This is a genomic window from Sphingobium sp. CECT 9361, assembly GCF_918741285.1.
GTDB lineage: Bacteria > Pseudomonadota > Alphaproteobacteria > Sphingomonadales > Sphingomonadaceae > Sphingobium.
Genome location: NZ_CAKKNC010000011.1, coordinates 67,071 through 91,553, shown reverse-complemented (window position 1 = coordinate 91,553; position 24,483 = coordinate 67,071). Strand labels below are relative to the sequence as shown.

Here is a 24,483-nt window from a genome sequence, read left to right as displayed (position 1 = left end):
CAAAGAATGCAAGTCATTATCATTAGCAGGCATGATCTATGCGTTCGCTCCGGGTTTGGGGGCGCCCTGCGACGTCATACAGGATTTTTATCGCAGGTCGCACCATAGCGCTGTCCGATAGAACCCTTTAGAGGGGCAACCAGATTCGCTGCTTTCGGCAGATCACCAAGCGTCATGACAGAATCCGGATTGAAAGCTATCTTCCTGGCCCATCGGGCGCAGTTGCTGCGGTTTCTGACCGCACATGGCGCTGGCGATGCTGCGGAGGATCTTCTGCAGGAACTGTGGCTCAAGATCGAAGCCGCACCGGATGGACCGATCGGCCAGCCTTTGTCCTATCTGTATCGCGCAGCCAATAATTTGATGCTTGATCGCCATAGGTCGCGACAGCAAGCGGCGAAACGCGATACGGCATGGACGGAAACCATAACGACCCTCCCCGGCGAATCTGATGCTCCGTCGGGTGAGCGCGTGCTGATCGCGCGCGAGCAGCTCGCGCAGGCACTGAAGGCGCTCGACGGGCTGGGCCCAAGAGCGGCGAGGGTATTCCGACGCTACCGGATCGACGGTGTTGCCCAACGCGATATCGCCCAAGAAATGGGGATTAGCTTGAGTACCGTGGAAAGCGACCTTCGGCTGGCCTATCGCGCGATGATAGACTTGCGGAGACGTTTCGATGAGGTTTGACCGCGACGGCTCCGTCAAAGGATCGGGGAGGCGTACATGCAGCAGGATGACGCAATGATCGAAGAGGCAGCATTGGGCTGGATCGTGCGCCTGCAGGATCCCGACTTTGACGATTGGGACGGTTTCGAGGCGTGGCTGTCGGCAAGCCCCCTTCATGCCGGAACATATCATGCCATGGCCACAGCAGAGGCGGATGTCGCGGCGCTGCTGGCCAGCGCCCCCGCGCCCTTGGCATCGCCCGCACCTGCCACTGCGCGTCGTGCTCGACGGTATTGGCTTGGCGGCGCAGTTGCAGCATCTCTGGTAGCGGTACTGGGCATAGGCTTTGTGGCCAACCGCCCGGCGCCGTATAGTGTTGAGACGCAACCCGGCGTTCGGCGGACGATCACGCTGGCCGATGGGAGCGCCATCGTGATGAACGGCGGCACACGGTTGACGCTGGATCGCAAGGACAGCCGTTTCGCAATGCTTGACCGGGGCGAAGCTATGTTCGTGGTGCGCCATGACACAGAGCATCCTTTTGCCGTGCATGTCGGTGACGCGAAACTCATCGATGTTGGCACCGCCTTTGCCGTCGTCCGCGAAGCGGGCGTGACTCAGGTTGCGGTAAGCGAAGGCGCGGTGGTCTACAATCCGCAGACGGAAGCGATCCGGCTCGACGCAGGGCGTCGACTGCGCGCGGTCGACGGGGCAATGCAGGTCGAAACCGGGGCGGTAGCACCGGAAACGGTGGCAAGCTGGCAATCGGGCCGACTGATTTATGGGGGACAGCCCTTGAGCGCCGTTGTGGCGGACCTTGCCCGCTATTATGGACAGCCGGTTTCGGTGGCACCCGCCATCGCCAACCGCCCGTTTCACGGCGTGATAGTGCTGCCCAAGCATGTCGATATCGAGGCGATCGCGCGCTTGCTCGATGTGCGCGCCGAGAGGCAATCGAGCGGCTGGATGATGCTGCCCAAACGATGAACGCGCGCTGGGTACTGGTAGCAACCGCACTGGCGTCGGCGCAGGCAGTACAGGCGCGCGAAATCGTGGCGATCGATGTGCCGGCCGGCACTATGGCCCAGTCCGTGGCCACGCTCGCGCGGCAGGCCAATGTCAGCATCGCCGTAGCCCATGCGCCGCTCTGGAACCGTCGGGTGCACGCTTTACGTGGTAGGATGGCTATCGATCGCGCGCTCGCAAGGTTGATCCGCGGAACCGGCGCAGCAGCAACGCAGGTTGACGCCCGAAGCTGGCGGATCGCGCTGGCGACTCCGGCTAAACAACGCTCAAACTTGGCCGATGCGCCATCCTTGCCCAAGAGTGCTACTGCCCCGATCATCGTAACGGCGAGCAAGCGCGATACCCCTCTTGCCAATTATGGTGGCATCGCGACGATCATCGGCGGCCCGGACATGGCATTCGGAGGCTTGCAGGGCATGGACGCCTTGCTCGCGCGTCTTGCAACCCTGTCGTCCACCCATCTTGGATCGGGCCGTAACAAGCTGTTCATCCGGGGCATCGCCGATTCCAGCTTTACCGGCCCGACCCAGGCCACAGTCGGGCAGTATCTGGACGATTTACGCCTTACCTACAATGCGCCCGATCCCGATCTGCGGCTCTATGATATTGCTTCGGTCGAGGTTCTGGAAGGGCCCCAAGGGACGCTCTATGGGGCAGGCTCGCTGGGTGGCATCGTGCGGATCATGCCCAATGTCCCCGATCTCGACAGGCTGAAGGGCGCCATGGCTGGTGGTGTATCGGCCACGGCACATGGCGATCCCGGCGGGGACATGGGCGCCATGGTCAACATGCCGCTGGTTGATGGGCGAATGGCGATTCGCGTCGTCGGTTATGGTATCAGCGAAGGCGGCTATATCGACGACATCCTGCGCAATCGGCGCGATATAAACCGCAATCGCATCGTGGGTGGTCGCGCCACGCTGCGTGTCGATCTGGGCGATGACTGGAACGTCGACATTGGCGGCGTTGCGCAGAACAATGACGGGCGCGACAATCAATATGCCGACCGGACATTACCGCCGCTCACCCGCGCCAGCCGCGCCGACGGCGGTTTCGACGCGGACTATCGACAGGGCAGCCTGACCGTCCAGAAACTGGGCAACGATCTGCATTTTCAGGCGTCGGCAGCGGTCGTTCGCCAGCAGATTGAGGAACGCTATGACGCCAGTCCCGCAGAAGGGACAGAGCGCCTGTTCCGTCAGGAGAATGATACTGGCCTGTTCGTCGGCGAAGTTCGGGTCGCACAACCGACACGTAACGGCTTTGGCTGGGTTGCGGGCGGAAGCTATGTTCGCAACCGCACGATGCTGAGCCGGTCGCTGGGTGCGCCGGACATGCTGGTTCCATTGACCGGTGTGACCAACCGGGTTCGCGAAGCGACGCTTTACGGCGAGGCCAGTTTCTCGCCGCTCGATGGGCTGACAATCACGGCAGGCGCACGCTACTCCCATGCGACCCTTTCGGGCGAGGGGGAAGATGTGCCGCTTGCACTGGCAGCGGCAAATAGGGGGATCACGGCGGAACGCAAAGAACGCGAATTTCTCCCGTCTGCCTCTTTTAGTGCGATGGTCCTGCCGCGCACGATGCTGTTCGTCCGATACCAGCAGGGGTTTCGGCCCGGTGGCCTCGCGATCGAAGGGCCATTTGTCCGGCGTTTCCGAAACGACAGGGTATCGACGCTGGAAACCGGCCTGCGCCACACGCCTTCGGGTCCAACCGGCATCAGCCTGACGGCGAGCATAGCCCATAGCCGGTGGACCAACATCCAGGCGGATTTCATCGATGATGCAGGGCTGCCAAGCACCGAGAATATTGGTGACGGCCGTATCTGGTCGGCCAGCGGGGCAATGGAATGGCGCCCCAAGCCTGGCCTGACGCTCGACATGTCCTTCGCTTTTAACGACGGCAGGATCGTCGATCCGTCCGCGGCGCTGGTTCGTGCGGCGGCGGCCTATACGAGCGCGATCGATCGGGTGGAGCGCATTCCCAATGTGGCGCGTATGACCGCGCGCGCGGGTGTCGATTATCAGGCGAAGGTCGGCGACGACCTCGATCTGCGCGTCAATGCCTGGGCGCGCTATGTCGGTAAGTCGCGGGTTGGCATCGGCCCGGTGCTTGGGGAAGTGCAGGGCGATTATCTCGATACCGCGGCAAACGTCAGGATCGGTCGACCCACCATTGGCGTGACGATCGGTATCACAAATCTGGCCGACAGCATTGGCAACCGTTTTGCGCTGGGGACGCCTTTTGCCGCCGGACAGGGGAATTACATCACGCCGATGCGCCCCCGCACGATCCGCCTGGGCCTCGACGCGACATTCTGAACCCGCACGGATTTTTTTTGACATTCCTTCAAGGCTGGACGCCTCCGGCCTCGTCCTGATGGGAAAGGGCGGGGCATGCGTTGCGCAATGCGGCTCCGTCCTCCCACAGGAAGGACCATCATGCATTCTCTCTTAAACTCCTCGTGCGTTGCGGCTTTGGCGGTTGCGGCGGTATCCGCCCCCGGACTGGCACAGACCAACAGCGGTACGATCCAGACCACCAACGTGGATGGCGCAGCGGGTATGACCGCGAGTGCAGGGGCGAGCGGAACCATCGTCAACAGCGCGAACGCAAAGATCATCATCGATGAAACCTATGCGCCTACGGACGCGGACAAGGACGGCGATGTCGATGGTCCTTTCGCCGTAGGCAGCAACCGTGCCGGGATCCGCACGCTGGGTGCCTATACGGGCAATATCACGAACAGCGGTGAAATCACGATCGAGGGTAATAACTCGGCCGGCATTTCGCTCGGAGGTCCGCTCAGCGGCAACCTCAGGACTGACGGCGCCATATCGGTGCTCGGTAACGGATCGGTCGGCGTGAAGACGAGCGACGTTACTGGCAACGTCAGGATTGCCGGGGTCGTGACGGCGCGCGGCGAGAACGCCGTCGGAGTTTCAACCTCGGGCAACATCACTGGCGCGCTGGTCGTACAGGGCGCAATTACCGCATCAGGGTATCGGACTGATACGCCCCCGACCGACCCTGCGAAACTCGACGCCGACGACCTTCTGCGGGGCGGGCCCGCGCTCAGCATTGGCGGCAGTGTTTCGGGCGGCGTCATTCTGGCGGTTGCGCCAAAGGACAGCAGTCCGACTGACAATGACGAGGACAAGGACGGGATTGAGGATGCCAAGGAAGGCAACGCGTCCGTGACTGCCTATGGCGCGGCGCCTGCCATGCGGATCGGTGCCGCAGACCGCTCAGTTACCCTTGGTCCCGTTGCAGGAACGGCCCCCGGCCACGGCCTCATCATCGACGGCAACGTACTGGGTGCCGGCACCTATGCCGGTGTGAACGGCACGGGTGTGCAGATCGGAGGCCTGGGTGGAGCTGTTGCGATTCAGGGTGGAATGACCGTCAACGGGAAAGTCGTAGCCACGTCGAACGGTGCCGACGCGACGGGTATCCTGATCGGCAGCAGTGCGACTGTCCCGGAAGTCCGCGTGGCCGGAACTGTGGAGGCATCGGGCAAGAATGCCACTGCCATCGCTATCGATGCGGGCAGCACCGTAGGCGCGATACGCAACAGCGGCGCGATAAAGGCGACGGGATCCGGCACTGGCGCGACTGCGGTTGCGATCATCGACCGGTCCGGCAGTGTGACTGCAATCGACACCAGCGGTACTATCAGCGGTACGGTGGCGATAGACCTGTCAGCGAACGCCACCGGCGCGACGATCCGCCAGACCGCCGTCACCAGCACCGTTGCCGAGCCCACGATTACCGGCGAAGTCCGCTTGGGCAGCGGCAATGACACCTTCGACATTGCCGACGGCACGGTTAAGGCCACCAGCCGTTTTGGCGCGGGCAACAACCGCCTCGGCTTGTCGGGGGATGCCATTTACACAGGCGCGGCAATCTTTGGTGCGGGTAACGATACCGTTGTGCTGGGCGATACCAGCGCCTTTTCCGGCAGCATGGATTTCGGCGGAGGCACGGACAGCCTGACGTTGACCGGCACAGCCAAGTTTTCCGGCACGCTGGTCAACAGCGCAAATGTCGCGCTCGCTGCGGGGAATGGCACGGTTCTGCTCGACAAGGGAACGGTATCGCTGCGGTCGCTGTCACTCGGCGAGAAGGGCGTGCTGGGTATCACGCTCGATCCCACAAACAAGGCTGGAACCCTTGTGCAGGTTGGGGGCGAGGCCAGCTTTGTAAAGGGCGCGACCATTGCGGTAATTGTTAGCGGCGTTGCCAATGCCGAAGGCCGCTATACCTTCCTGCAGGCAGGTTCGGTGACCGGCGCAGCGGATCTCAAGACGACCGACACGATCCTTCCCTATATGTTCAAGAGTACACTGGTGGCCGCTACCCCCACTCAGCTTGCCATCGACATTGCACGCAAGACGACCGCCGAAATGCTGCTCAATCGCTCGCAGGCATCCGCTTATGATGCGATCTATCAGGCGTTGGGCAAGGATGCCAAGGTCGCTGGTGTATTTCTGAGCACGCTGGATGGCGACACCTTCCGCAAACAGGTGCGACAGATGCTGCCCGATCATGCAGGCGGGACATTCGAGATGGCCAGCCTTACCTCACGCGCGACGCTGGGCGTGCTTTTCGATCCTTCCGCACCCTATGTGGACAAGGGCAACTGGGGCTTCTGGGTCCAGCAACTTGGCATCAGTACATCCAAGAACACGGGTGATAGCGCGTCCTACGATATCGATGGCTGGGGTGCGGCATCGGGCGTCGAATTATCCTCGAAGATCGGCAAGTTCGGCGTATCGATCAGCTATCTGCACGGCAGTAATTCCGACGGCGGCACCGATAATCAAGTAGATGCCGATCATGTCGAGGCAGGGGCCTATTGGCGCGCTAATTGGGGACGGTTCAACGGCTATGCCCGCGGAACGGTCGGTCATATTGGCTATGACAGTCATCGACGCTTTGCGGGGAGCATCGGAACGGAGGCGGTTGCGCGGAGCGCGAAAGGTGACTGGAACGGGCGGCTGGTGACGGGCGCCGCCGGGATCGGCTATGAAGCGAGTATGGGCATGTTGCGGCTGCGCCCCATCGTCGCGGTCGACTACGTTCGCCTGCGGGAAAGCGGCTATAGCGAAAGCGGCGGTGGCGACGCGTTCAATCTGGTCGTCGGATCACGCACCAGCGACGAGCTCGCAGTGTCGGGCACCCTGGCGGCCGGATTTGATTTCGGGAGCCGCGACCCTGACAACGGTTGGCTGAGGATCGAAGCGGAAGGCGGAAGGCGGCAGATCGTCGCTGGCTCGCTCGGCAGCACCACCGCACATTTCACCGGCGGACAGAAATTCACTCTGACACCTGAAAGCCGGACCAGCGGTTGGATAGGGAAATTGCGCGCCGTAGGCGGCCGCCAAGGTCTCCGCATCGGTGGCGAGGCCAGCGCCGAAGAACAACAGGGCCGCGCTGCGATCGCGCTCCGTGCCAGCTTGATGATTGGCTTTTAGTCCCCCCTGCCAATCATCGGGAACCCCGCCTCCCAGACTTGGGGGGTGGGGTTTTACCACATGGGTGCGTGCCCCAGGCTGGAATAATGTGAACAGACTCAACAGGAAGGGTGTACGCAGGAGGTTCCCATTGCCGTGAATAAACGCTGACCGGAATTCTGCCGCACTCGCTCTGGTGCTGGATTGATCGCAACAGAAAACAAAGGCACGTGGAATTAGTGACGGGAAAACCCTGATCTTTAAAAAGATGTACGAGCATAGACACTGCGTCGCGCGCGCAAACACATATACGCAGCTGGGCAGCGTTCCGCTGCTCGCGGGCGGCTGCAGGCGAGTGTCGGGCCAAACGCCAAATGCGGCCGTCTTCTACTTGCCCAAGTAGCGATAGTTCATCCGCGATTGCCGGAAGTCTTGGAAGCTGGCTGAGGAAGCGAGCGCTATATGTCCTGAATGCAAGGCTAATCTGCATTGGATGGGACGTGCATTTAAGGCGCCTCGAAAATCAGACGTGGAGCAATGGTCCAAAGTTCGAGCGGTCTGGAATGCAGGATTTCGCTTCATTAATCCTACGCGATGGCGAGATGTCGAGGCTATGCCAGAACGATTACGCGACGTTGAGGATTTCATCCGGCGTAATCCAGAGCATCCCTTCCGAATTAGCGGGTAACGTCAGCTATCCACCGTCATCGCCATCTGGGGTGATGACGGGGATAGTTGATCGCCCGAATGCTGCCTGTCCGGTTTCCGCTCACACGAGATCGGTCGCCGGAACGGCGCACATGGGTGGTGAGCGGATGGGTAGCTTTCTGCTGAATCTAAGCAAAAACTGCCGTCCGCGTCACTTGGCCTCTACGCGACACAGAGGTTTGGCACGGCGATGCGCTCGAAGAGGTGGGGGCTGGCAACGGTGCTGTCGGGGTATGATCCCAAGGCCGCATGAAAATCCGGGCTGGAGAACGCGGCCCGAAAATGACCGACCGATTCCCAGATGGCATAGTTTAGGAACATTGCGCTCTCTCCAATGGCCCGGTGCAACTGCGTCGATATGTATCCCGGCTGCTGCTTCATCCAATTGGCGTCATGTTCCCAAGCTTTGACGACCGCCGCCTCGTCTTCGGGGTCGAAACGGAAGACGTTGACAAGCACGACGGGCGACGCTTCTGCCGCGAACTGGTCCTGAATGGGAACTGCACTATCAAGCGGCTGTAACTGGATCATATCACCCTCCATCGGTGGCCAATGATGAGACGGCATCGGGTACGGCCAATTCGCCGAGGCCTGCACGGACTTTGCCGAGCACGGAAACAAGTTCCTCAAGCTGATCGAGCGGCAAGTTGGCGGAAAGAGTAGCGGTATGCGCGAGCCAAGCAGCCGACGCGCATTCGAAACGACGCTCGCCTTCATGGGTAACCTGAACAAGATGGGCTCGTCGATGATGCGGGTTGGGCTCGATCCTTACGAGGCCAAGTGAGGCGAGATCTTTGACCACGCGTTGCACTGATTGGCGCACCAAGCCCATGTTCCGAGCAATGCTGGCAACGTTTAGCTGGCCGCGTGCCTCGATGACCGCTCCTAACACCTGCCATCGCGCCGAGGTGAGGCCGAGTGGAGCAACGAGTGAATCGCCGGAAGCGATCAAAGCGCCGTTGCTGCGGAACACTTCCAAGGCGAGCTTGGAGAGCGGATCAGCGAAAATTGGAACATCTGCCATTATGACAGCATACTGTCATCAGGGGTATATCCTGTCAATGTGCAGTGTCAGCTTTTACCGTTTGCCTTAGCCTTGGGCATCGACCAAAAATGGTCGGCATAGGACAGTCCTAGGTCGTGAATCATAAATCTGGAATGTGTCTGGGCTAAACGGATTTGCTGAGCGTGGGGTTCTGGCGATGGTGAACCCATGCCGATAACTGGCGTAGATTTGATGGTCACCGCCGCACACGATGGCAATATTGAGATGATCGACAGCATCTCCGTTCGCGCGCATCACCACGCAGCGACAGCAAAAAGCGGGATCAAGATCATTGTCTCGGTCGCTTAGAGGCGGGCTTGCAACCAAAATCCAAGCCGTCGTAGATGCGCAAGGGCATTCGAAACGGCTCGGCCTGACGGCAGGACAGGCGCATGACGGGCAGGTTGCCGAGACACTGCTCGATCATCTTGGCCCCTGCACCATAGTGCTGGCAGACAAAGCCTATGACGCTGACTGCACCCGCGCCTCGATCGAGGATCAGGGCGCAACGCCAAACATCCCGCAAAAGAGCAATCAGCGCTGCAAGTCGTGCTTCAGCAAGAGCCTGTATCGCGAGCGCAGCCTAATCGAGCGGTTCTTCTCCAAGCCGAAGCACTTCGGCAGGATCGCAACCCGTTACGACAAACTCGCCGAAAACTTTCTTGCCATGGTCCAACTTGCATCAATACGCCTGTGGCTGCGCAATTATGAGTCTACGCCCTAGCATTGCTAGTGAATATTGCCGCATGCGATGGCGAGGGCGCTTGGGCATCGGCAACCGCTGCGAATATCTCCTCAGCCTGCTGAACCACTCGATCGGCCGATGTCCTGTCGAGCAGCGGTTGTGACAAGGCGCCGAGCTCTATTTCATCATCGATGTCTGGGTGTCGTCCAGCGCCTGGTCCACGAGCAACCGCATCGCATCCGCCGCGGCGGCAGGATCGCTGGCGGCGATAGCGTCAAGGACGCGGCGGTGATCGGGTATCGGATTACGCGGCAGGTCGCGAGCGCGCTGCTTGAATTGTGTCGTCCAGGTGACGGCCGAACCTATGCTGGCACTCAACACCATCAGTGGAGCGTTGCGTGTCGCGCGCAATATCGCATCGTGGAAGTCGCGATCGGCTGCTCGTCCGGCGTCGGTCGCCAAGGTGTGGCGGCTCATCCCTGCAAGGGCGTCCTTTATGGCTTTCAGATCGTCACGCGTGCGGCGTTCGGCAGCTAGGGCGGCAGCGGCGGGTTCAATGATTCCGCGAAGCTCGAAAAGCGACCGGATGAAGGCCATATCCGGCTCGCCAGCAAAGGCCCAGGCAAGCACTTCGGGATCCAGGAGGTTCCAGCGGCTGCGTGGCAGCACGCGCGTACCGGCCTTCGGCCGACTTTCCACCAACCCTTTCGCAGCCAGAACCCGTACTGCTTCGCGATAAGCGCTGCGCGATACGTCCAGTGCTTCAGAAAAAGCGACTTCGCCCGATAACGTGTCGCCGGGAGCGAATTCGCCGGACAGAATTGCGATCCCCAACTTGTGCGCGATTGCGCCGTGCAGGCGACGCCCCGTACCGCGGGGCTTTCTCTTGGTCGCTTCGTCCGCGTTACTCAACCGATATGCCTCCGCGTCCCTGCCTATCACCCGGCCCGCGCAATCTCAAACGCGACATGGGCAATACGAACGATTGCAATGCCGCTGTCAAAATAATATGTCGGAGTAATAAAAGGGGGTGTTGATATGGGCGATCAGAATGTAACGGACCGTGCGGCGTGTCTTTCTCTAAATTTGGCGCTCTCCGGCCGGTCGCCGATGCTTTCCCACGCGGTACGCGCATCTTTGTGGAGGATTTCGATAGTTGATCGCATCACGGCGTTGCTACGCCTGGCGATTACACTGGGGCTCGCCTTTGCGCCGTCTTTTGCTGGTGCGCAGCCGGTTGCGCCGCGAGGGGCGCTCAATGTCGCACTGTCGGGCGACCTGGCCCCGACGCACGATCCCGTAATGATCCGCGAAAGCGACACATATTATGTGTTCAGCACGGGCAGCCCAAAGGAGGGCGGGGGCTTCATCCTGTCGCGGACTTCAACTGACATGATCCACTGGAAGGAACAGAAGCCGCTGATAGCCGCGCTTCCCGAATGGGCAATGCAGGCCGTGCCCGGGGCGAAGGACATATGGGCGCCGGACATATCGCTCGGACCGGATGGGCGGTATCGGCTCTATTATTCGGTATCGACTTTCGGCTCCAACCGTTCGGCCATTGGTCTGTTCACCAGTCCGACATTAGATCCGACAGCGCCGGGCTATGGCTGGCGTGACGAAGGGTTGGTCGTCCAGTCGACTGAAGCGGACGATTTCAATGCAATCGATCCGAATCATATCGTCGATATGCAAGGACGCCACTGGCTCGCTCTCGGCAGCTTCTGGACCGGCATAAAGCTGTTTGCGCTCGACTCCGCCACTGGCAAGGTGCGGACGCCGGGGCAGAAACCTTATGCGCTTGCACGGCGCTTGGCTCCTGCCGGTGGTCCGGCACCCGTTGAGGCGCCTTTCATTGTCTCGCACGGCGGATATTACTGGCTTTTCGCAAGCTATGACTACTGCTGCAAAGGAACACAAAGCACCTACTATACCGTGGTCGGCCGGTCGAAGGCGATCACCGGACCCTATCTCGGCAAGGACGGCAGTCGTCTGATGCAGGGCGAGGGGACGATTTTCCTGCGCGCCGATCTGGAGGAACAGCAACGCTTTCGTGGACCCGGGCACCCGGGGTTCCTGCACGACCGCAGTGGCAAGGATTACGTCGTCTATCACGCCTATGACAAGGACGCTGGCGGGACTCCGACGCTTCGCATCGCGCCGGTAATATGGGGCTCGGATGGTTGGCCGGTGGCGGACTACTGAGGCACGAAAGTCACAATTGCGAAATTCATCATAGCCAAAAAAGATTCCGCTTTTCACCGGAATAACTCAGACTATAATTAGTCCGACAAAAGGGCGGCCTTTATGCCGTGCAGTTCTAACAGGGAGAGGGTTATGCGTCACCGCGCGATACACATGTCTTGGACGATTTCAATTGGCGTGCTGGCCAGCGCGCTTGCCACTCCTGCATTTGGCCAGGCAAATCCGCAAGCGCCGCAAGCGACTTCTGATGCTACCGGGGAACAGGCCGCGTCACAGGAAACCGACATCATCGTCACCGGCGTTCGCGCCAGTATCCAGGGTGCTCAGTCCATCAAACGCAATGCAACCGCCGTCGTCGATTCGATTGTGGCTGAAGATATCGGCAAGCTGCCTGACAATACCGTCTCCGACGCGCTCCAGCGCGTTACCGGCATCCAGGTGTCGCGTTCGGCAGGCGAAGTCGGTCAGGTGCTTGTCCGCGGCCTTCCCGATATCGAGACGCTCATCAACGGGCGCGAGACGTTCACAGGCACCAGTCGCGGCGTGGCACTGCAGGATATCCCGGCCGAGCTAGTCGCGGGCGTGGACGTCTACAAGACAAACTTGCCTGAACAGATCGAAGGCAGCGTGTCGGGCACCATCGACATCCGCCTGCGTCGTCCTTTCGATTTCGATGGCTTGACGATCGCGGGCGGCGCGCGCGGAATCTACTCCGAACAGCGGGACAAGGGTAGCTACATCGCCAGCGGAGTGGTGAGCGATCGCTGGAACACCGGCATCGGTGAAATCGGCCTTTTGGTCGGCGTGTCTTACAATAAGCGCAAATATCAGGATCAAACCGGTTTCAACTTCGGCTTCAATCCACTGTCGGCTACCGATCCGACGCTCATCCCCGACACCGTCGGCGGTCTGGTCACGAACGGCGATCGCACCCGTCCGTCGGGGAACGTCTCCTTGCAGTGGAAGCCGACCCCGGATCTGGAATTCTACGCTGATGGCATCTACACCGGATATCGTCAGGATTATGACGTCGACTTCTTCGTCGGCTTGCCGAAGGCAGGTGCTGTGACGGTAAACAGTGTGCAGCCGACCGGAACGGTATCCGCACTCAACCCGCCCGTCGCCCGCACGATCACTACGCGCGACAACTTCACCATTACCAGCAAGCAGACCTTCCACCAAAAGACTGACGGCTACCAAGCGAATTTCGGCACGCGATACAATGCGGGTCGCGCCGTACTTTCGGCCGAATTCACCTATAACAAAAGCACCGTCACCAGCCGCCAGTATGTCGTAGATACGGCGTTCGTCGTGCCGCAGATCGACTATAATTTCGACAACAACGGTACGCCCAGCGTCAACTTCAACGGCTATGATTTCACAAATCAGGCCAATCTTAATTTCCAGACGTTGTTTGACAATTACAGCGTACAGAAGAGTAACCAATACGCCGGACACGCCGACGTGCTCTACACTTTCGACGATGGCTTTCTGAAGAATTTCAAGTTCGGCGCGCGCTATGCCCGTCGATCCGGTTCTTCTGCAGCGACTAACCCGCAAGGCTACGGCATCCCCTTCGTCTCGATCAACGGCTATCCCGGCGCGGGCACCAATGCGCCTGATGGGATCATCGACGGGGCATTGGGCGTAGATGGCTTCGCGCTGGCCGACAGCGGCTGGATACGAGAGAACATTGACGTGCTGCGCGGTCTCGCCGGTCGCCCGGCAGGCACGCCTGCCTTCGACCCGGCGCAAGTCTTTCGTCTTAAGGAAAATGTGTACGCGGCCTATGGCCAGATCGCGTTCGGATCTGACGGTGCCTTGCCGTTCGACGGCCTGATCGGCATGCGGGTTGTCAACACCGTGACCGATCTGGACGCAGTGCGCGTGACCAACACAGCTGGCGGTCCAGTGCTTTCACCGATCGTTGGCAAACGCAACACGCTAGACTGGTTGCCCAGCCTGTCGCTCAAGGTGCGCCCAGCAGACGATATCGTGCTGCGTTTCGTGGCCGGTCGGGCGATCCTTCGCCCACAATTCGCTTCGCTCAACCCTGCGATCAGCCTGACGCAGAGCGGACAGACGGGCGGTTCGGGAACCTTCGGTACGGGCAGCGGCGGCAACCCTGACCTCAATAACGTCCGGGCATGGAATTTCGACGCGACGGCCGAATGGTATTTCTCGACCACAGGGTCAATTACGGTATCGGGTTTCTATAAGAAACTCGACGGCTATATCCAGAGCTACGGCGAAGTCGAACAACTCACCGCATCGGACGGCAGCCTGCAGAATTTCCTAGTCACCCGTCCGCGCAACACCGACAACGGCACACTGAAGGGCGTCGAAGTCGCGGCAACGGCATTCGCCGACTTTTTGCCTGGCGCCCTGTCCGGCTTCGGCGCGCAAATCAGCGGCACGGTATCAAAGGGCCGGGTCGATGATCCGATCAACATCGGCCAGCGTCAGGATATCCTGCCGGTGTCTCGCTATTCGTATAATCTGATCGGCATTTACGAGAAATATGGCCTTTCGGCACGTCTGGCCTACAACTGGCGTAGTAGCTACACTGACGCCTATTCGGCTGCATTCGCGGGCGGCTTGGTCAGGGCCAAGGCGATTGGCTTCCTAGACCTGTCGATCAGTTATGCGCTGAATAGTGCGATCACGCTTACCTTTGACGCGACGAACCTTACGAACAGCACCTATCGCGACAACTTCGGGCGCACATCTTATTTGCCGCGCGACACACGTCAGTATGACCGCACCTTTGGCGGCGGCGTACGCTTCCGGTTCTGATCGTGCGCAGCGTGCTTTCATCCTTTCTGGCGGCGGGCCTCATGCTCGCCGCCAGTGCTGTTGCGAACGCGCAGCCGGCACCCTTGTTCGCGGACCGGATGCAGGGCGACCTCAGTCCGGTCCACGACCCCGCTATCATCAGCGACGGCGACACTTTCTATCTTTTCTCCACGAGTCAGGAAGGCGAGGCACCGGGCCTCATTCACATTCGCACCTCGAAGGATCTTGTCACCTGGACACGTGCCGATGCGGTGTTTCCCGCCATTCCAGAATGGGCGAAGCGCGAAGTCCCCAAAACCAAGGGCGTGTGGGCCCCCGATATCGTTTTCGCGAGCGGCGAGTATCGGCTCTATTACACCATATCGGCGTTCGGCGAGAACCACTCGGCCATAGGTCTGGCGACCACCAAGGTACTCGATCCCGGTAAGGCCGGATATGGATGGAAGGATCAGGGAGCGGTTTTCGTTTCTACACGGAAGGACGATTTTAACGCGATCGATCCGGCTGTGTTCGTCGATCGCGACGGCAAGGCATGGATGGCGTTCGGTAGCTTCTGGAGCGGGCTGAAAATGATCCGTCTCGATGCAGCCACCGGCAAGCCTGCCGCGGAGGACAAGAACGTCTATACTCTTGCGCGTCGTCCTACGCCCGACGCGATCGAAGCGCCGTTTCTGATCGAGCGCAACGGCTATTATTACCTCTTTGCCAGCTACGATTTCTGCTGTCGCGGCGCTGACAGCAGTTACTATACTGTCGTCGGTCGTTCGAAGGATGTCACCGGGCCGTATCTGGATGCAGATGGCAAGCCAATGAGCAAAGGCTTTGGGCAAATCGTCCTGCATGCGAAGCTCGATGCGAGCAAACGCTGGCGCGGGCCGGGTGGCATATCAATCATGCGTGAAGGCGGACGTGAACTAATCGCCTGGCACGCCTACGATGCAACGAAAAAAGGCGCGCCTACGCTGCGCATTGCACCCATCGCCTGGACCTCCGACGGCTGGCCCGTGGTTCGCCAGTAAACCGATAAGGACATTTGACCAATGACGCTTACCCGCCGCACCCTTCTGGCCGCTGTCATCGCCATGCCTGTCGCAAGCCCGCTATTTGCGCGGTCTCCCAAATCGGGGGGGATCGTCAACCCGCTTATCCGCAACCGCGCCGATGCGCAGGTGTTCCGTCATACCGATGGCTGGTACTATATGACGGGATCGGTGCCGGAATTTGACCGGCTGGTACTGCGCCGCGCAAAAACGCTCGCTGGATTGGCGACCGCTGAGGAGCGGGTGCTATGGCGTCATCTTGCGAGTGGACCGATGTCAGGCTTCCTTTGGGCACCCGAACTGCATTGGATCGACGGGCGCTGGATCATGTACTTTGCCGCCGGGCCAAGCGGTGGTGGCGAGGACGTGTTTCGCATCCGAACCTATGCGGTAGTGTGCGATGGCAAGGATCCAATGACCGGCAAATGGTCAGTGCTCGGCCAGTTAGAAACGCCCTGGGATAGCTTTAATCTGGATTCGACCAGTTTCGTTCACCGGGGCATACGCTATTTGTGCTGGGCGCAACGCGAACCGGGGATCGACTCAAACTCCAATCTCTATCTCGCTCCGCTGGCAACACCACTTACGCTGGCGGCAAAACCCGTGCGGCTGTCCGTGCCCACCCTCGACTGGGAAATTCAGGGCTACAAGGTGAACGAGGCGCCTGCGATCCTGATACGCAACGGCCGCGTGTTCCTGACCTATTCGGCGAGCGCCACGGACTCGCGCTATTGTCTGGGTATGCTAACCGCTGATGCGAAAGCTGATCTGATGAACGCGGAAAGCTGGGACAAGTCACCGGTCCCGGTGTTTGCCACCTCGACAGAGCATCATATCTACGGCCCCGGCCACAACAGCTTTACCGTGGATGAGCGCGGCCGCGACATGTTGGTCTATCATGCCCGTGACTACGATAAGATCACCGGCGATCCACTGTTCGATCCCAACCGCCATACCCGTATCCAATCGATCCGCTATCGCGCTGACGGCACCCCCGATTTCGGGGTACCTAACGCCAACGGTCCGATCTCCTGAAAACCGCCTGAGGCGCGACCGCTACGTCTTAGTTTCGAGACTTTCGAAATATGGGAGGGTGGCTAAACCAATTACGCTGTGTCCCAGACTTGGTCTTGCGCGCCGCGCCTTTCGCTATAAATGAACGACTGGTTTCAACGATCCTATTGAGCGGTTGGCGACGGCGGGCTCGCTTTCTTGCGCCGACGATGTGTAGTCTACAAAGCCGAGCTTCAAACGGTAGATCAGACCATAACCGTGTTCCCAATGCGATCATAATCATTTGGGCGCTTCGCTTTGAGCCAGAGCGCTTGTCCCGCGCCCACCAGTCCTGCAACAACCAATAGAAGCGGAAGAGAGTTGATGAGGGGGGAGGTTGAGCCGGTAAGCGCTGAATAGTTCAATACCGAAAATACCGTAGCAAAAGTGATCATGATACCGCCGATCGCAGGCAAGAATGTCGTGCTCAATTTCTGGCTTTTTTGGTTTCTAAAAAAAACTGGGATCGCAAAACCCGTTAATGCCAGCAGCGCCATGAGCCCGACCGAACCGATGCCGGTGAGCGCTGTCGCCAAAGACAGCAAAGGATCGAGGCCTGCTAACCAAAAGCCCAATACGACAATCACCATAACGATGACGATCGGCAAGCCGGCCGCAAATGGTGAGCCATATTTAGGGTGCACTTGTGCAAATCGCTGAGGCAACACCCTATCGCGCGAGAGCGCGAATAAATATCTCGCAGAATTATTGAAAATCCCAAGAACGGCCGCAAATGCGCTGGTGATCACCAGGCAAGCGAGAATCGTTTCGGCGGTTTGGCCTAAATGATCTCGCGCAACTGAGAACACGAAATGACCAGGGTCGCGACCTGCGACTTCTTTAACCGAGGCGGCGCCGGCTGCGGCAGTCAGGCACCACGCGGTGAATACATAAAATACCGCGACAACCACGATAAATGCGTAGGTCGCTCGTGGAATAGTTCGCTCCCGGTCGCGCGCTTCCTCTTGATATATCGCTGTGCCTTCAAACCCAATACAGCTGTTAAACGCATAAATTGTTGCGATGCCAAACCCCGGTGCGAAGACGGCACCAGGCGAAACTGCGACGATAGGCAACGATCCGCCATTTTGCACAAGGATCGAGATATCCAGCACGAGGATCAGCAGCACCTCCGCAGCGAGGGCTACCCCTAGAATTGAAGCGGTCAAAGTTAGACGGTAGAATGACAAAGCTGTAAGCACGACGAGTGCCAGCATTGCGCAAACTGCCCAAGACACCGTAATGCCAGCGCTCCTTGCTAAAAGATCCGACGTGAAGAAAGCGAGCGCGCCAAGTGTAGCAGCACAAAGGCACATATAAGAGAGCAGGGCGACATAAGCGGCAGCAAGCCCCCACACTCGTCCAAAAGACGCTGCGATGATCGCATAGAACGCACCGGCATTCGGAATCCGTGGAACCAGTTTTACGTAGCCGAGCGCAAGCAGCGTCATTGCGACAGCCACAAGCACGTAAGTGCCTGCCACGCCGGGGCCGTTGCCTAAGGCAAAAGCAAGAGGCATTGTTGCGACAACCACCGCGACGGGCGCTGCAACAGCCACCACCATGAATGTAATGTCCGCCGCTCCCAACGTACCACGCGACAGATGCCTGTCTGCGCGATCTTCTTTGTTCAAACCCATCTCGATTTAGCTATCCTCTGTGCGACCGATTGGTGCGTTCAGCATTGAAGGTGACACAAAGTTGTCACTGTTCAACCGCCTTTCAGGTTGCAGGCGTTGCGCAACGCGCAACGCCGCGGCCGCTTTGCATTGTTGCAGCAACAGCAACAGTAAACCTGATCGTGGCGGTTGAGACGCTGCCCTGCCTGACACACAGTTCTCCAGAATATTCGCCGCCCGAGTCGCCTGCATTTGGCGGCAAAGATTGTGTAACCGAGGCAAAGCATGAACGACCAGAAGCGCTATGATGTTATCATAATCGGCGGTGGCTTCGCTGGCTTGATAGCAGCACGAGATTTAGGCGAGATGGGCCGCAACGTTCTGCTCCTTGAAGCGCGAGACCGGTTGGGCGGTCGGGCACATTCTCAGGTCTTTCCGGGCACTGATAAGGTCGTCGAGCTCGGCGGCACTTGGGTCATGCCTCACTATATGCCCGAAATTGGCCGAGAGTTGAAGCGATACGGCTGGGAACTGACAGGTAGCGAAGCGGGGGCGCTGGAGTTCCGATGGCAATTTGGCAATGCTGACAAAGCCAGCTTCCCGATTGCTCCGGATGATCGTTATGCGTTGGAAAGGGCCCTCTTTCAAATCGGCTGCGACGCGCGCCGGATCGATACAACGCGGCCACGTGACCAGCAGGATCTAGCGGATCTCGACATTTCCGTGGCCGACTATTTAGATCGCATGGATTTACCTGGATCAGTTTATGATCTTCTCGCCGCTTTCGCCAGGATCGGTGCGGGTGCGGCTGTAGGTGATTGGTCAGCGCTGATGGCGCTATCGCTCGTGGCCGCCTACGATAATAGTCCTTACGCATGGTTTGCATCGGTAACCACGCGCTTCCGCGACGGCACCGGAGCAGCGATAAAAGCCCTATCATCTCACGCTGGCGAAATCCGATTAAACGCGGTCGTAAAATCTATCGTGCAGACGGCAGAAAACGTCACCATAACGATTGAGGGCGGAGATAGCTTTTGCGCTACATCGGCTATCTTGGCTGTGCCGGTCCCGCTTTGGAAAAGCATCGACTTCAGCCCGCCGCTCATGGCTGAGAAAAGGGACGCCGCAGTTCGAGGGCATGCGGGGCGCATGGGTAAACTGTGGGTTTTGGCCGAGGGTCTGCAAGAAGGTTTTTCCTCTTTTGGCGCCCATACCGATCTGCTGCTGCTCCAAACGGAGTATCGTCTGGGTGACAAAAGCCTTTTGGTGGGCTTTGTTTCACCGCCTAGTACGCTAGATATAAATGATATTGACGCCGTTACCCAAGCAGTCCGGCATCATGCTCCCGAGGCGAAGGTCATTTCAATATTCGGGCACGACTGGAGCACCGATACCTTCGCCCAGGGGTCATGGATGGTAAACCCGGTCGGACAATTGTCGGCCTATGCATCCAAACTCCAGAAATCCGAGGGCCGTGTATTTTTTGCAGGAACCGATATTGCAACGCGCTGGATCGGTTGGATTGACGGCGCCGTGGAAACGGGCCGTGTTGCAGCCGAGCAGGCCGATGATTTCTGTAGGCGGGAGCAGTCATTATGATGTCTGGAGAATCGTCGGGGTCGACTGATTTGGAGTTGCCGGGAATGTTACTTCCCAAAGGAGTTCAGGCGACCTTCGAAGCCAAATGCAGGCGGTTTACCCAATTGTTCGAAGCCGCGGCGATAAAGGAACTGGTTGCCTGAGATGCTAGTGCTCGACGAGTTGCAAGCTGGCAGCTTGATTGCTCGCCCAATTGCATGCCCCTATTTTGAAGAGACCAAAGTGTTTCTCGTAACTCGTACAGGACTACGCCTTTCAGATGCAGGCATGTGCTTGCTGTCCAGCATGGCTGCGGTCTTGGCCCGCATTGGAGGGAAATTAGCGTAGCGTTTGACGCTCAGGGACTGCGACACGGCGGGTCAACTGTTGCATCCTGAACAACATGTCGACCGATATTCTGGATTGTTTTGGCTAGGCATAGGGTGATTATTGCACACCATTCGGCATGAACTGGAGGTGCGATGATGAAAGCGGATGAGACGGTTCTTCCGGTCAGCAGAGGGTGCAATCGCCGAGACCTTCTTGCGGGCGTCGGTGTTGCCTCAATACTCGCATTTTTTTCGCCATCCGCCCTCTGGGCACAGAATAATGGCGGAGGACTGGAACAATTTGCCGGTCGTTCTGCGACGCGGAATGGCAAGGATTACGAGCCTTGGCGGCAGAGCATGATCTGGCAGTATCGCAAGTCTGATCGTCATCCAGAAATCATAATTCAAGCCAACAGCATAGACGACGTGTGCGCTGCTGTAAAACTAGCGGCGGATTTACGGAAGAAAATTACCACGCGAGCGGGCGGGCACAGCATGAGCGCCTGCTTCCTGCGCGACGATGGCATATTGTTGGACGTCAGTCGGCTCCAGGAAGTGCGGTTGGCCCCGAATGGACAGGAAGTCATTGTCGGCCCTGGCGTGATTGGCCGAGCGCTCAACGAATATCTGCGCCCTCACAATCTCGCTGTCGCCACAGCGCATTGCGGAATGGTGCCGGTCAGCGGTTTTTGGTTGGGTGGAGGCGTTGCTTGGAATGGGAATGCCTGGGGAGGCATGGCTGTTTTCAATATCAACGGCGTAGATATCGTTACTGCCGACGGTGAGTTGCGACATGCGAGCTCGACCGAAAATGCCGATCTATTCTGGGCAGTAAGGGGTGCTGGCCCGGGCCTTTTCGGTGTTGTCGTGCGATTTTATGTCAAATGTTATCCTTTACCAAAATCCATTCAGTCAACCGAGTATATTTATCATCTGTCCGATATTGTCGAAGTTGCAAAAGCTGTCGAAGAGATCGGCAGCCAAGTCGCTGATAATGTCGAGCTGTTGACGATCGTCGCACAAGCATCCCCAGAACATGCTGAAAAATGTCACGGTGTCGGTTGCAATCAAGCCGTTTATGTCAACGCAATCGTGTTTGGTGACTCCGTGGGCGAAGCTCAAGAGAAGCTCGCACCGCTTCACAACCACCCGATTGTCCAAAAAGCCATCGGATCGCATCCGATGAAACAGGAAACCTTCGAAAGCCTGTATACTGCCAACGAGCGGTCCTTTGCGCAGAAGCGGTGGCAAGCTGATAATGTGATGACAGACAGAGCAGATAAAATTGCCGAACTGCTTCTTGAATCTGTGCCAAACTGCCCCACGGACAACAATGCGGCAGTACTGGTCTACAAGGGAAATCCGAGATTTCCTGACGCTGCTTATGGCATCATCGGTAAGTTCTACCTGGCCTATTATATGGTTTGGGACGACGCTGCAGACGATTTGGCAGTGGCTAAATATCATGTCGATTATTTCAAAAAAGCAAAGAAATATTCGAACGGAAGTTATTTAAACGAATTCAATCAAGAAGGTAGACCAGAGGATCTTCCATTATGCTTCACATCTGACGCTTGGGATAAATTGAAGGGCCTGAGACGAAAGTGGGATCCCAATTCAGTTTTCCACAATTTCTATGGGCAACAATAGTTATGGCACATCAATCGAAAAAAGGTCGCCAGCAGCGATCAATAGCGCTGTTGATCATTGCGGCTTCGATCGCCGTGACGACCGGTGTCGTCAGGGCCAACGGCAATAATGTTGCCTCGGCATCCCCCGCTCAAAAAGCCAATGATCCGCTGGGGACCGTCCAGGCCCTCTACGCGGCTTTCGAAACGGGGAACATGGAAGCTGTCAGATCCCTTATAGCCCCGGACGCGACCTGGACATATTATGGCCCTGAAGCCGTCTTGCCATTTGCGGGCACTCGCAAAGGTCCTGCCGGAGTGATGGATTTCTTCGCTAAAGTCAGCGCCACATTGACCGATGCAACCGCCAGCCAGCGCGAAATGTTGGTTAGCGGTGATACCGTAACGGTGCCTGGGTGGGAAGAAAGCACGGTCAAAACCACAAGCGGGCACTATAAAGTGGCGAACGTCCATATCTTCAAAATTCGTGACAATAAGATCGTGCGTTTTGAAGAGTATATCGACAGCGGAACTGTTGCCGAAAGCTTCGCGGTGGCCGACCCTGCCCGGGGGAAGGCCTATTTCACAACTTGTAGTGGCTGCCATGGGCCGAACGGCGAGGGAAATGCTGACATGCACGCTCCTCCGATCTCAGGCGTGCCGAGTGACTATATTTTACGCCAGCTTCGGAATTTTCGCGCAGGTGTGCGTGGAAAACCTGACGACTTTTACGGTTATCAAATGGTCGGTCGCGCCAACGCGCTCCCTGGTGATCTGGCGACCCGAGACCTCGTAAGTTTTATTGCTACACTTTCGGGGCCCGCCGATAACACTACACGCACCCACGATGCGACCATCGCAAAAGGCAAAACAGCATATGAGACTTGCGCCGTTTGCCACGGCGCTGAGGGTGAAGGAAATGGCGATATTGGCGCTCCACCGCTACGGCGCCTTGGAGCTTGGTATGTGCGCACTCAGCTTGCCAATTTTCGAAATGGATTAAGAGGCAGTGATCCGAAAGACGCATTTGGCGCACAAATGCGCGCTGCGTTGGGGCAGGTTCCAGAGGATCATGACGCAGCTATTTCCGCCTATGTCGCTACACTAAGTGGCAAATGACCAATGATTCAATCGGAGTAGCACCATGAGCCTCGACCCGAATACACTGGAAGCCCATTTCATCGCGAGGCTTCAGTACTTTATGCAAATGTTCGGCGAAGGTCGCATAAACGAGTTGGTCGATGATTTTTACACGGAAGATGCCGTTATTGAAGGCCCTGGCTTGCCTCAACAGACGGGGCATGAAGCGCTTAAGGCAATATTTAGCGAGGCTGCCAAATCCTACAAGGCGATTGAAATTTCAATGGATCGTCTGGTTCATCCAGATGTGAACCTAGCCTATGCCTTTATTACCAATCGGAACATCCGGAACGATGATGTTGTAGAAATTCACCGTGCATCAATTGTGTGGCGCAAAGTTAATGACAAGTGGCTCTGTCAGACTGATTTCTTCTACATTCCCTGATTTGGCTCCGATTTTGCTTCAGAACATCCAGCGGAAAGCAATGCCTAGGCGGCGTGGACAAATTGGAGCCAGTATCTGGCGGTGGCGATATGGGCCATGCCGAGGAAGCTGTTGGCAAGCTGGTCATAGCGGGTAGCGATGGCGCGGTTGATCTTGAGCTGGCCACAGCAAACCGGGGGCAATTGGTGTCCAGGTCTATCGCTGCGTGACAAAACGCCTCCTCGAGAAATCCAGCCGCCATTTGCTTAAGGATGTCCGTGCGCGCTTGAAGGGCGGCCTCACGACCTGGCAGCAATCTGGTCTGGCGGTGGTGCAGCAAAGCGTTGCGGCGAAGCTCGGTCGCTTCGCGCACCCCTGCTGCGCTGGCACGATATTGCTCGGTCGGAGCGTCTAGCTAAGCTCGGGTCGTGGCCAAGTTCATTTTCGCGCTCGTCGTTAAGAATGAGCATCGCCGCTCTGGACAGTGCAAAGTCTTGCAGTTCGTAGCTCATGACCGCGCTCAACCCCCCCGCGCAGATCCGCCTGATCGTCAAGATAGCGATCTACGATCTCGACACCCTCAATGGCGGCGGGTTGTTGTTGCCGAGTTTCAATTTCTCGGAATTGATCGAGCCACTGCGCTTGAGCCCGCGCGCATAATCGTCTGGCATCCCCCAGATCGCTGGTTCCGAGCGATTGCCTGATTTCGCTTTTGCCGACCGCGGTTCTGTAGCGCAGGGGTACGACTATCCGGAACCAGTAAAAGGCGGAGTTTGATCTTTTCCAAGGGGTAATCAGTTTCGTGCTCATATGGACCACCTAAATGGACCACCTGACCTCTGGAAATGGGGGCACCCTCCGGAGTTACCGGGACCGCAAATAGTTTTGCAGCTTGTTGGTGACCCCTACGGGAATCGAACCCGTGTTTCAGCCGTGAGAGGGCCGCGTCCTAACCGCTAGACGAAGGGGCCTTGTGCAATGGCCGCGGACAAAGCGGCTAGCAATGGTGACCCCAACGGGAATCGAACCCGTGTTTCAGCCGTGAAAGGGCCGCGTCCTAACCGCTAGACGATGGGGCCAATGGACGGGCCTATCGAAAGGCAGCGCCAGAAGCGGAGGCCGCATTAGGGTTTTCATTTTCC

The 24,483-nt window shown here is 58.2% G+C and carries 18 protein-coding genes, 2 tRNA genes and 3 pseudogenes; 15 read left to right on the top strand and 8 right to left on the bottom strand.

Annotated features, from left to right (window positions below):
- Positions 1-174 precede the first annotated feature (174 nt).
- The 4 genes from LQ220_RS15730 to LQ220_RS15715 all read left to right on the top strand — a co-directional run bounded on the left by LQ220_RS15730 (position 175) and on the right by LQ220_RS15715 (position 7,172).
- Positions 175-687, top strand: coding sequence for an RNA polymerase sigma factor (locus LQ220_RS15730; RefSeq protein WP_230189123.1), 513 nt, complete (start codon positions 175-177; stop codon positions 685-687).
- A gap of 36 nt (positions 688-723) precedes the next feature.
- A complete protein-coding gene (locus LQ220_RS15725) occupies positions 724-1,653 on the top strand; it encodes a FecR domain-containing protein (RefSeq protein WP_230189122.1) in 930 nt (309 codons plus the stop codon).
- Complete coding sequence (locus LQ220_RS15720) at positions 1,650-4,016, top strand: TonB-dependent receptor (protein ID WP_230189121.1); 2,367 nt, start codon at positions 1,650-1,652, stop codon at positions 4,014-4,016. The genes LQ220_RS15725 and LQ220_RS15720 overlap by 4 nt, the downstream gene beginning before the upstream one ends.
- A 120-nt stretch (positions 4,017-4,136) precedes the next feature.
- On the top strand, positions 4,137-7,172 hold the full coding sequence (locus tag LQ220_RS15715; protein ID WP_230189120.1) for an autotransporter outer membrane beta-barrel domain-containing protein: 3,036 nt from the start codon (positions 4,137-4,139) through the stop codon (positions 7,170-7,172).
- A gap of 849 nt (positions 7,173-8,021) precedes the next feature.
- Here the strand turns inward: LQ220_RS15715 and LQ220_RS15710 are convergent.
- Positions 8,022-8,390, bottom strand: coding sequence for an antibiotic biosynthesis monooxygenase family protein (locus LQ220_RS15710; protein ID WP_230189119.1), 369 nt, complete (start codon positions 8,388-8,390; stop codon positions 8,022-8,024).
- A 1-nt stretch (position 8,391) separates the two neighbouring features.
- Positions 8,392-8,883, bottom strand: coding sequence for a MarR family winged helix-turn-helix transcriptional regulator (locus LQ220_RS15705; protein ID WP_230189118.1), 492 nt, complete (start codon positions 8,881-8,883; stop codon positions 8,392-8,394).
- 204 nt (positions 8,884-9,087) lie between these two features.
- Between LQ220_RS15705 and LQ220_RS15700 the strand changes: the two are divergent.
- Positions 9,088-9,628, top strand: a pseudogene (locus tag LQ220_RS15700) (IS5 family transposase); the annotation flags it as partial.
- A gap of 138 nt (positions 9,629-9,766) precedes the next feature.
- Here the strand turns inward: LQ220_RS15700 and LQ220_RS15695 are convergent.
- The gene (locus LQ220_RS15695; protein ID WP_230189117.1) at positions 9,767-10,501 is read right to left on the bottom strand and encodes a FadR/GntR family transcriptional regulator; all 735 of its coding nucleotides are present in this window, start codon (positions 10,499-10,501) and stop codon (positions 9,767-9,769) included.
- 126 nt (positions 10,502-10,627) lie between these two features.
- On the opposite strand from LQ220_RS15695, the gene LQ220_RS15690 reads away from it, so the two are divergent.
- From LQ220_RS15690 to LQ220_RS15675, 4 genes and pseudogenes are all read left to right on the top strand, one after another.
- A complete protein-coding gene (locus LQ220_RS15690; RefSeq protein WP_230189116.1) occupies positions 10,628-11,794 on the top strand; it encodes an arabinan endo-1,5-alpha-L-arabinosidase in 1,167 nt (388 codons plus the stop codon).
- 153 nt (positions 11,795-11,947) lie between these two features.
- The gene (locus LQ220_RS15685; protein WP_230189115.1) at positions 11,948-14,590 is read left to right on the top strand and encodes a TonB-dependent receptor; all 2,643 of its coding nucleotides are present in this window, start codon (positions 11,948-11,950) and stop codon (positions 14,588-14,590) included.
- A 2-nt stretch (positions 14,591-14,592) separates the two neighbouring features.
- Complete coding sequence (locus LQ220_RS15680; protein ID WP_230189114.1) at positions 14,593-15,609, top strand: arabinan endo-1,5-alpha-L-arabinosidase; 1,017 nt, start codon at positions 14,593-14,595, stop codon at positions 15,607-15,609.
- A 63-nt stretch (positions 15,610-15,672) separates the two neighbouring features.
- Positions 15,673-16,659 (top strand): annotated as a pseudogene (locus LQ220_RS15675) (glycoside hydrolase family 43 protein); the annotation flags it as partial.
- Positions 16,660-16,889: 230 nt separating this feature from the next.
- Here LQ220_RS15675 and LQ220_RS15670 read toward each other — a convergent pair.
- Positions 16,890-18,323, bottom strand: coding sequence for an APC family permease (locus LQ220_RS15670; protein ID WP_230189113.1), 1,434 nt, complete (start codon positions 18,321-18,323; stop codon positions 16,890-16,892).
- Between the two features lie 264 nt (positions 18,324-18,587).
- On the opposite strand from LQ220_RS15670, the gene LQ220_RS15665 reads away from it, so the two are divergent.
- The 4 genes from LQ220_RS15665 (at position 18,588) to LQ220_RS15650 (ending at position 23,362) form a co-directional block, all read left to right on the top strand.
- On the top strand, positions 18,588-19,901 hold the full coding sequence (locus tag LQ220_RS15665; RefSeq protein ID WP_230189112.1) for an NAD(P)/FAD-dependent oxidoreductase: 1,314 nt from the start codon (positions 18,588-18,590) through the stop codon (positions 19,899-19,901).
- 461 nt (positions 19,902-20,362) lie between these two features.
- Positions 20,363-21,859: an FAD-binding oxidoreductase gene (locus LQ220_RS15660; RefSeq protein WP_230189111.1), complete on the top strand. Its 1,497-nt coding sequence runs from the start codon at positions 20,363-20,365 to the stop codon at positions 21,857-21,859.
- Between the two features lie 2 nt (positions 21,860-21,861).
- Entirely contained in the window at positions 21,862-22,956 is a 1,095-nt protein-coding gene (locus LQ220_RS15655; protein WP_230189110.1) for a c-type cytochrome, read from the top strand.
- Between the two features lie 25 nt (positions 22,957-22,981).
- Positions 22,982-23,362 carry a nuclear transport factor 2 family protein gene (locus tag LQ220_RS15650; protein WP_230189109.1) on the top strand — a complete coding sequence of 127 codons (381 nt, stop codon included), beginning with the start codon at positions 22,982-22,984 and terminating at the stop codon, positions 23,360-23,362.
- 44 nt (positions 23,363-23,406) lie between these two features.
- On the opposite strand, the gene LQ220_RS15645 is transcribed toward LQ220_RS15650, so the two are convergent.
- Positions 23,407-23,574, bottom strand: coding sequence for a hypothetical protein (locus LQ220_RS15645; RefSeq protein WP_230189108.1), 168 nt, complete (start codon positions 23,572-23,574; stop codon positions 23,407-23,409).
- Here LQ220_RS15645 and LQ220_RS15640 point away from each other — a divergent pair.
- Together LQ220_RS15640 and LQ220_RS15635 are read left to right on the top strand one after the other, a co-directional pair.
- Positions 23,568-23,756: a hypothetical protein gene (locus LQ220_RS15640; protein WP_230189107.1), complete on the top strand. Its 189-nt coding sequence runs from the start codon at positions 23,568-23,570 to the stop codon at positions 23,754-23,756. The genes LQ220_RS15645 and LQ220_RS15640 overlap by 7 nt on opposite strands.
- A gap of 95 nt (positions 23,757-23,851) precedes the next feature.
- The gene (locus tag LQ220_RS15635) at positions 23,852-24,001 is read left to right on the top strand and encodes a hypothetical protein (RefSeq protein WP_230189106.1); all 150 of its coding nucleotides are present in this window, start codon (positions 23,852-23,854) and stop codon (positions 23,999-24,001) included.
- 9 nt (positions 24,002-24,010) lie between these two features.
- On the opposite strand, the pseudogene LQ220_RS25050 reads toward LQ220_RS15635, so the two are convergent.
- The 3 genes and pseudogenes from LQ220_RS25050 to LQ220_RS15625 form a co-directional block, all read right to left on the bottom strand.
- A pseudogene (locus LQ220_RS25050) lies at positions 24,011-24,151 on the bottom strand (DUF6538 domain-containing protein); the annotation flags it as partial.
- A gap of 86 nt (positions 24,152-24,237) precedes the next feature.
- Positions 24,238-24,312, bottom strand: a tRNA-Glu gene (locus LQ220_RS15630).
- 33 nt (positions 24,313-24,345) lie between these two features.
- Positions 24,346-24,420 (bottom strand) — tRNA-Glu (locus LQ220_RS15625).
- Positions 24,421-24,483 lie beyond the last annotated feature (63 nt).